Raw genomic sequence first — 8,199 nt, 5'->3', positions numbered from 1 at the left:
GACCGTTGACGAGAATTGCTGCTGATAAAATGCGATCGAGCCATTCTTCTGGGCTAGACTGGGGATATTTGCCCGCATAGTAGGCTAATAGGCTTAATCCTGCCTGATTTCTGCTAATTTTATATCGATAAATCAAACCTTGATTGGCCATTGGGGAAGTGGGGTGTGGGGTGTGGGGTGTGGGGTGTGGGGTGTGGGGTGTGGGGTGTGGGGTGTGGGAAGAATAAATAAAAATAATCTCCTGACTCCTGACTCCTGACTTCTGCCTCCTGCCTTCTCACCCAATGTTCGACAAAGATAAGCAAAAATTATTTATTGACTCCAAAAACTTGAGAATATTTAAATTAACATTCCGCAATATTTACAAATTCTTAAAAATTAATTGAGAAAGATTTTTATTTAACAACGATGTTACAATGGTTACAGCGATTTTACTGAATTTCATAATGGGATACTCTGTGCTTTTTTGGACAGCAATCGTTGAAACCCTTGCCACACCGACAAGGTGATCCTAATTAAGACAGGTAAATCAGTCAATTTCACCCACAACGATGATCTTTTTTTTGTGTAGTTTTATTGCAAAAAAAAAGTTTTTTTGACAAAAAGCACAAAGTATGTAGGATGAGTTGTTGCAGAGTGGGGGAGTGGGAATTATGAATTATGAATTGGGGAGGTGGGGAAGTGGGGTGTGGGGAGAATCAATAAAAATAATCTTCTGCCTCCTGCCCCCTGCCGACCGCCGACCGCCCCTGCCCCCTAAGGGCTTCCAGTGGGGATTTACTCTACCACCCAGGGAGTGATGGCGGGAGTCCAATTAGCCAATTCTGCATCGCTAAACCAGAGACTAACTTCATCTTTGGCGGTATCTAGACCATCGGAACCATGGATAAGATTGCGTCCGACACTAATGCCAAAATCACCGCGAATCGTACCAGGTTCAGCATTGAGGGGATTAGTGGCGCCAATAATTTTTCTAGCGGAGGCAATTACTCCTTCTCCTTGCCAAACCATGGCCACCACGGGGGAGGAGGTAATAAAATCGACCAAAGAACGGAAAAAGGGTCTTTCTTTATGAACAGCGTAGTGTTTTTCCGCTAATTCGCTAGAAACCTGCATCATTTTCAACCCAACCAACGTAAAACCTTTAGCTTCAAAGCGTTGAATAATTTCCCCCACCAGATTGCGTTGCACACCGTCGGGTTTAATCATTAAGAAAGTGCGTTCCATACTGCCTCTTAAAATTTAGCCATAAATTGTCACAAAACCCAGATTAACCCAGAATGGCATCCTAGAGAATGGCAGAATTTTCGCTTAAATTGCTGAGTCAGCTTGCTGTCGGATTTACAGCAGTTAAGTGGGTGGGTGGAATTAAATATAAGATGAACGTAGGTTGGTTTGAAGTATGAAACCCAACGCCTGCTATCAGCTATCGGCGATTCATTGTCGGCTAATCATTAAATTTTATGAAAACAGCCTCATTCGTTGAGATTATCGGAGATAGAGTAAGGATAGGTGAATAAGAGGGAAATAATCAGAGCCTTTTGGCATGGTTTCTCGATAGAAGATTCTATAGATGAAAAAGCACTGCGTCCGCTTTTCCCCACCAAGATCAGACGGCAAGTTTGTCGGGGGCGGCGGTGGGGGTGGGGTATTTGCGGGTTGAGGTGGTGATCGCTGTTCTTAGAGAACAGTACGTGGTGGCGACGGTTACGGCTAAGATTGTCTCACCGAAGCCTTTTTAATAAAAATCGAGCAGCGAATAGTGGTTAATAATCTTCCACAGAGCAGGATTTTCAACATTTCGGAGGAGTTTATGAAAAAGCGGTGGTACATCTTTATAATTTTGGTCTTATCAGTATTTTTGATTGTTCTAGTCCAGCCATTAACTTATTCTTTGGATAACTCTTGCCCTGACAATCTAGAGCTTGTCAAGCTAGGAGATCAACCAGTATTCTGTGTGTCGGATAAGGGGCGAGCAGAAATAATTGGGAAAAGGCTTGAAAAGATTGCTGAAAATGGCTCTTTAAGGACTGATGTTTTTATCTTCAATTCTCAAGATAAAACTCTGGGGATTCCTTATATTCTTATCACGCTAAATGAGAGCGATAAAGTAGCCGTGGTGGAAAACAATTCTGTGAAATGGAAAGATATATTACCAAGATTTGATACGGGCGGCAGCAACAGTAAAATACAGCAAAATAATGAGCTAACCAACATAATTGACTTAGCTATTAAAAATCATGCCAAGAAAACGCAAGAAAGTAATTGTAAATTAAGGGCAGGATTAATATTGGAAGGAGCAGGGCTACTTTCTCTTTTAGTTTTCTATTTTAGATGGATGAACCAACAAGATTGGTTTATACAACGTCAAATACCATCTATGATCATTTTATTTTTTTTCCTATGTCTAGCTAGTGTGGGTGGGGTTTTGATATTTTTTGACAATTTTTTTGAATATTTAGGCTTAATCTTGCCAGTTTTTTTGGGTATTATAGGAGGATTTTATGCTTCATTAAAATCTGTTGAAGCAACACAAGAATCAATCAAAACAGCGAAAATTGAAAAGGCATTAGAATATATAAACAAATGGGACTCTACCGAATTACAAACTCCTAGAAGAGAAACTTCGAGTCCAGAAAACACAGATTATTCTCAGATCGAGTTTGACATGAGAATAATCTGTAATTTCTGGGAGAAAATATACATTTTATTAGATAATAATTTGGTTGACAAAAGTATTTTATCAGAAGCTTTTAGAGATTTATATCAAAAAAAATATCATCAGGTTTGTACTAATTTTTTAGGTTATCTGTTGTCAACAAAGAGCGAGGCAAATACAGAGATGAGTGAACATCTGAACAATTTAAATGATAGCGAAACATGGCAGTTGACAAAGATTTCTAAATGGGGCAAAAAACGCGCTACAGTACCGCCCCGCACCGCGAGTCCCCAGACTTAGCCTCTGCTACCCATGTATTATAATTAGCCTTAGTCTAAATGTTGGGCATCTCGAAAAATCGAAAGATTTTATAAAAACCAGAGACATAGGGAGCAAAAAAACCTTTGACTAGAGGGGAGAGTCCTTAGGAGCCGACGAAAATGGTAAAAAGACAGGGGAGAGTCAAAAAACGCCAGTCAGGGACAGAAGAGAACCAAGACAAGTTACAGGACTTGAACCGACTGATACCGTGGCAAAGAGGGATTTAGTATTAGTTATTTAAAATTATTCCCTCTTCACCACTGTATATAAAGGAGATTTCCCCGACCAACACTTTCTTAACAAAATCTTTTATTCGAGGTGTCCCAAATATAGTGGTAATTTAGAGAATTACCGAGAAACAAAAGGTAAAAAGGATGATTGTAGCGGCGAATTGCCTTCGCCCTCTTTTAATAACTTCTGCTTATCACTATAAGTGGGAGAGAGTCACAAATATTGAGATGCACCCAAAAGATGAGTCTAAAACTTTACTTTTTGCGTCATGGCGAAACCACAGCCAGTCAAACGGGTAGTTTTTGCGGTCGATTAGACTTGCAACTAACCCCAGCAGGCTATGAAATGGCCAAGGATTTCGCCCTTGCCTATCGAGATGTGCCTTGGACAGGCATCTATTCTAGTCCCCTCAAACGCACCATGGCCACAGCCACCCCTTTAAGCGAACTCTTAGGTATTCCCATCCACAAACGGGAAGGATTAAAAGAGATTGCCTACGGCCAATGGGAGGGAAAAACCGCAGCCGAGGTTAATCGGGAGTTTCATGATGATTATGTGCGCTGGTTAGCAGATCCGGGCTGGAATTCTCCCACAGGGGGCGAAAAAGGCATCGATATCGCTCGCCGCAGTTCGGAAGTATTAGAGGAAATCGACCATAATCACGATGATGGCCATATTTTGATCGTTTCCCATAAAGCAACGATCCGAATCATGTTATGTTCTCTTTTAGGCATTGATATCGGCCGTTATCGCGATCGAATTGCCATGCCCGTGGCCTCGGTGACGATCGTCGAATTAGCCGAACACGGTCCCCTCTTTCAAGTTATAGGCGATCGCTCTCACCTCCGCAATGACCTGCGCTCGCGAGCGGGAACCTAACCAGTCAACAGTAACCAGGGAAGCCCCGGATTTGGTCTCCTGAAAAACTATGTGCTTGATGTTATATTTTCTACGACACGGACAAACAGCCTATAGCAAAACGGGAGGATACTGTGGTACTCCAGAAAATGACCCCGGTTTGACTGCCGAAGGCATCGAAATGGCCGAGGAATTCGCCGATGTCTATCGTTCTTTACCTTGGCGCGCGGCCTATGTCAGTCCCCTCCAAAGAGCTATTCAAACCGCTAAACCCCTCTGTGAAGCGGTGGGACTGAAATTAGAAATCCGCCAGGGATTACAAGAGATCGGTTATGGTCTTTGGGAAGGTATGCACCCCAACGATATCGATCGTCAATACCATGATCTCTATGTGCGTTGGTTGACGGATCCCGCTTGGAATGCTCCCCCCAACGGGGAAAGGGGCATCGATATCGCCCGTCGTTCCGCAGCCGTTTTGGAAGAAATTGAACACACCCACAGTGATGGCAATATCTTGATCGTTTCCCACAAGGCCACCATCCGGATCATGCTCTGTAGTCTGATGGGCATCGATGTGGGCCGTTATCGCGATCGATTTGAAATGCCCGTGGCAGCTGTCAGTATTGTCGAATTAGGCAGTCGTGGCCCGCTTTTCCATGGCATCGGTTTACGTTCCCACCTCAGTGAGTACCTGCGTTCTCTTCCTTGCACCTAATCAGTGATCAGTGATCAGTGATCAGATGTGAGTTTTCATACTCAATCCGGTTATTAAAAACTGATTATCTATTTCCTCTTTTGCCTTTTGCCGTTCGGCTGAGCTCACGGCCGAAGCCTCTTGCCTTTTGCCTCTCCTGATATGTAGCCTATACTCAACGGATTTAGCATTACTTCCCACTTGATCATTCAATCCAAGCTTTTGGGGGGTTCTACCCCCCAAACCCCCCGTTGGGGGCGTGGCGCGGTCACTGAGCGTGTCGAAGTGCCGCCCCCAAACCCCCCGCGCATTAGTTTTTCGGTGGGATGCTTACACGCAGCTGCTGACACATCTGTAATCATTTAAGAGTCACTCCACTTGCAGGAGTGCCTCTCCTGATATTTAGCCTATACTCAACGGATTTAGTATCAGGTCACTGATTACTGTTTACTGTTTACTGGACGGCTACGCCGTGCCTTTGGCAACACTGAAAATACTTCATAATTCATAATTCATAATTCCCCATTTATGCCCAAAATCCATCACTTTGAGCTATTACCTTCCACTAATACTAAAGCTTGGCAATTATTAGAGTCGGGGGAAAATCCGCCTTTTCTGGTGACTGCTAGTCAACAAAGTGCCGGGAGAGGACAATGGGGACGGGAGTGGATTTCTGAACCGGGAGGATTATATTTATCTTTGGCGTTAAATCTGGATTTAGAGGTGGATAAATCTGCCCATCTCGTTCTCGCTACAGTTTGGGGCATCGCTCATCAGCTGAATTGTCAAGAAATACCTGTTAAAATCAAATGGCCGAATGATTTAGTATTACTAGGGCGCAAACTAGGGGGAATTAACCTAGAAACCCGTATTCAGGGTCAAAACATCCCGCAAGCAGTCATCGGAGTGGGCATCAATTGGGCCAATCCTGTCCCCCCCACCGGCATTAATTTACAAGCTTTGGCCAGCAATAAAATCACCTCGATCGCTCAGTTAACCTCTCTCACCAGCGATGCTATCCTATACGGCTATGAATATTACTGTCATCGCGGCATAAAAGCCCTATTAGCTTCTTATTTAGAACTTTTTGCCAATTTTGGTCAAAAGATAGCTTTTGAGGGCTATCAGGGCATAATAACCGGGGTAAGCGATCGAGGGGAATTAAAAGTTAAACTCACCTCGGACAATGCCAGTAGCGAAATTTATATACCGGCCGGTAGGGTCAGTCTCGGCTATAATCAAGTCTAAATATTTTTTTGACTAAACTGTGAGAAGTGAGGCCGCCCTATGTATCCTTCATCGGTGATATTGAAACTTTTTCTAGGAAAATCCTTAAAAAAGAAGCTGAGTTTATGCAGTGGTCTCGGTTTAGTAATCAGCGGTCTGATTACTCTTGCTCCCAATGCGATTGCTAATTCCGAAACTGGCAGCGAAACCCCAGTGGTGGAAAATGCCGCCCCGACTCTAAAAGCCCCCGTTATCAAAGAAAATACTAATCCGGCCCCCCGTCTGGCTATCCCCGAAAACCATCAAACCGATATGCCTACCCTTGCCCCCCGGGCCGGCGGTAAAAATAATTTTATCGATACTAGAAACTTTAACCCCCCCAGTTCCGTTGTCGTCACCGAGCGCCGCAGTGGTTGCCAAACCATCGCCCAAAATGGTCAACTGGTAGGAGGTAGCTGTAATCTGGCGGCCCGGGCTTCCCGTCGTCAGCCGGTCAGCACTGTGGCCAAACCCTTACCCCCGGTTAATCTGGCCCGGGTGCGTCTCAATCCTAATCCAGCCGTGCGAGTAGGACGGCAGCCCCGAAATCAGCCGGTTATCGCTAATAATTCCCTGGGTCGTTATGCCCCCACTCTCGTCGCTTCTAGCGCCCCGGTACGTCTGGCTGCCCCGACGGTGATTCCAAGTCAGGTGGTAGCCCTCAATCCCCCGGAATGGAATGGCGTAAAATTGGCTTTAGCCCCGGTGACTCGCGCAGAAGTAGAAGCAATCAGCGAAGCAACCACCTATGAGCGGGCCACCCGTTTAAGTCCCACGGATTCTAACCAAACTCAACGCACCGATTTACTCTTTCCCCTCGCCCTTCCCGCCCAAATTACCTCGGTTTTTGGGTGGCGAAATCATCCAGTCAGCGGGAATCGGGCCATGCACGCGGGTACTGATTTAGGCGCACCTATGGGAACACCTGTATTAGCCGCCTACGCAGGGGAAGTGGCCACCGCCGACTGGTTGGGAGGTTACGGATTAACGGTGATTTTACGTCACCTCGATGGTAGTCAAGAATCTCGTTATGCCCACCTTTCGGAAATTACTGTCAAACCGGGAGAATGGGTGGAACAGGGCGCGGTTATCGGTCGTGTGGGTAGTACGGGACTTTCTACCGGTCCGCACCTACACTTTGAATGGCGACACCTAACCGAACAGGGTTGGACCGCCGTAGATGCCGGTTTACATCTAGAATTAGCCCTCGATAATCTGGTGCAGAGAATGCAAATGGCCGCAGCCACTGACCCTAATCAGAATTAATTTGTTTTGGGTTACAAATATAGCGGTTTTTGGAGTTTAAAAACGCATCGTTGAGCTTTTGCCCAATTGATGCGTTTTCATACATTCGCAGTATTAAGTAGTTGGACAAAAGTAAAGTTAACTGTGGGGTAAGGAGTCGGTCGTCAGGAGACGGGAGACGGGATACACGCTAAGATACAAATAATAAACTTGAGAGAAGCACTTGATTAAATATGACTCTAACTGACGTTGAAGTAAATCCCTCGACTCCAGAAGATTTTTTAGATTCTGAAACATTAGTACAGGTCGATTTAATGCAGCAAAAGATTCAACAATATATACAAACCCTATCAGTAGAAAATTTAAAGATGATTCTAGAATTTGCCGCTTATTTGTCAGATAAAGAAAGTGAAAAGGCAACGCAAGAAATTAGAGCAATCCCGAATATTATGGAACATTTGAAAGAAGCTGAAATGGATTTACAATCAGGTTGCCTCATTGATTGGGAAAGCTGAGATGACTTATAAAGTCCGTTTGACAGCTAAAGCAAATAAAGTTTATTCTGAAGCGGATCCAATCTTAAAAAAGAAGATTGCTAAGTGTTTAAAACTCCTTCAAGAAACACCAAAAAATCACCCTCAAATTAAAGCATTAAAGGGAGAATTTGCTGGGAAGTATCGCTTCCGCGTTGGAGACTATCGGGTTATCTATACAGTTGATGATAGTCAGTCTCAAGTTATCGTCTTGCTGATTGAACATCGCAGTCAAGCTTACCGCCAATAAATAGGGTTTGCTGAATAAATGTGAAATGTAGGCAAGGTAGAGGTTTTGTGGCTTTTCTCCCGAAACAGGTGCAAGATTCTGAGAGAATCGTGCTTCAAAACCTTGCGTCTTCATGGTTCCGCGTCCTGTAGGGGCGAAGCAT

At 44.4% G+C, this 8,199-nt stretch carries 8 protein-coding genes and 2 pseudogenes; 7 read left to right on the top strand and 3 right to left on the bottom strand.

The genetic code is table 11. The features are described from left to right. The 3 genes and pseudogenes from IM475_RS19415 to ndk all read right to left on the bottom strand — a co-directional run. Window positions 1-151 (bottom strand): annotated as a pseudogene (locus tag IM475_RS19415) (RNA pseudouridine synthase); the annotation flags it as partial. Continuing rightward, window positions 120-358, bottom strand: a pseudogene (locus IM475_RS23205) (hypothetical protein). The pseudogenes IM475_RS19415 and IM475_RS23205, both read right to left, overlap by 32 nt. Before the next feature lie 419 nt (window positions 359-777). Next, window positions 778-1,227 (bottom strand): nucleoside-diphosphate kinase, encoded by a 450-nt coding sequence (gene ndk, locus IM475_RS19410; protein WP_002778903.1) that lies wholly within the window; start codon window positions 1,225-1,227, stop codon window positions 778-780. 586 nt (window positions 1,228-1,813) lie between these two features. Here ndk and IM475_RS19405 point away from each other — a divergent pair. The 7 genes from IM475_RS19405 to IM475_RS19370 all read left to right on the top strand — a co-directional run bounded on the left by IM475_RS19405 (window position 1,814) and on the right by IM475_RS19370 (window position 8,057). Further along, on the top strand, window positions 1,814-2,959 hold the full coding sequence (locus IM475_RS19405) for a DUF4760 domain-containing protein (protein WP_287728784.1): 1,146 nt from the start codon (window positions 1,814-1,816) through the stop codon (window positions 2,957-2,959). A 492-nt stretch (window positions 2,960-3,451) separates the two neighbouring features. After that, on the top strand, window positions 3,452-4,090 hold the full coding sequence (locus IM475_RS19400; protein ID WP_287728783.1) for a histidine phosphatase family protein: 639 nt from the start codon (window positions 3,452-3,454) through the stop codon (window positions 4,088-4,090). 49 nt (window positions 4,091-4,139) lie between these two features. Then, window positions 4,140-4,784 (top strand): histidine phosphatase family protein, encoded by a 645-nt coding sequence (locus tag IM475_RS19395; protein ID WP_002759710.1) that lies wholly within the window; start codon window positions 4,140-4,142, stop codon window positions 4,782-4,784. A 507-nt stretch (window positions 4,785-5,291) separates the two neighbouring features. Further along, entirely contained in the window at window positions 5,292-6,011 is a 720-nt protein-coding gene (locus IM475_RS19385) for a biotin--[acetyl-CoA-carboxylase] ligase (protein WP_287728782.1), read from the top strand. Between the two features lie 39 nt (window positions 6,012-6,050). Continuing rightward, complete coding sequence (locus IM475_RS19380) at window positions 6,051-7,295, top strand: M23 family metallopeptidase (RefSeq protein ID WP_287728781.1); 1,245 nt, start codon at window positions 6,051-6,053, stop codon at window positions 7,293-7,295. 212 nt (window positions 7,296-7,507) lie between these two features. Then, on the top strand, window positions 7,508-7,789 hold the full coding sequence (locus IM475_RS19375) for a hypothetical protein (RefSeq protein ID WP_002787278.1): 282 nt from the start codon (window positions 7,508-7,510) through the stop codon (window positions 7,787-7,789). A 1-nt stretch (window position 7,790) separates the two neighbouring features. Beyond that, on the top strand, window positions 7,791-8,057 hold the full coding sequence (locus IM475_RS19370) for a type II toxin-antitoxin system RelE family toxin (protein ID WP_002759714.1): 267 nt from the start codon (window positions 7,791-7,793) through the stop codon (window positions 8,055-8,057). Window positions 8,058-8,199: the final 142 nt, after the last annotated feature.

It is taken from the genome of Microcystis sp. M061S2, assembly GCF_020245605.1.
Classification (GTDB): domain Bacteria; phylum Cyanobacteriota; class Cyanobacteriia; order Cyanobacteriales; family Microcystaceae; genus Microcystis.
Note: the sequence above shows the minus strand (reverse complement) of the source record. Positions and strands in the feature narration are given on the sequence as shown.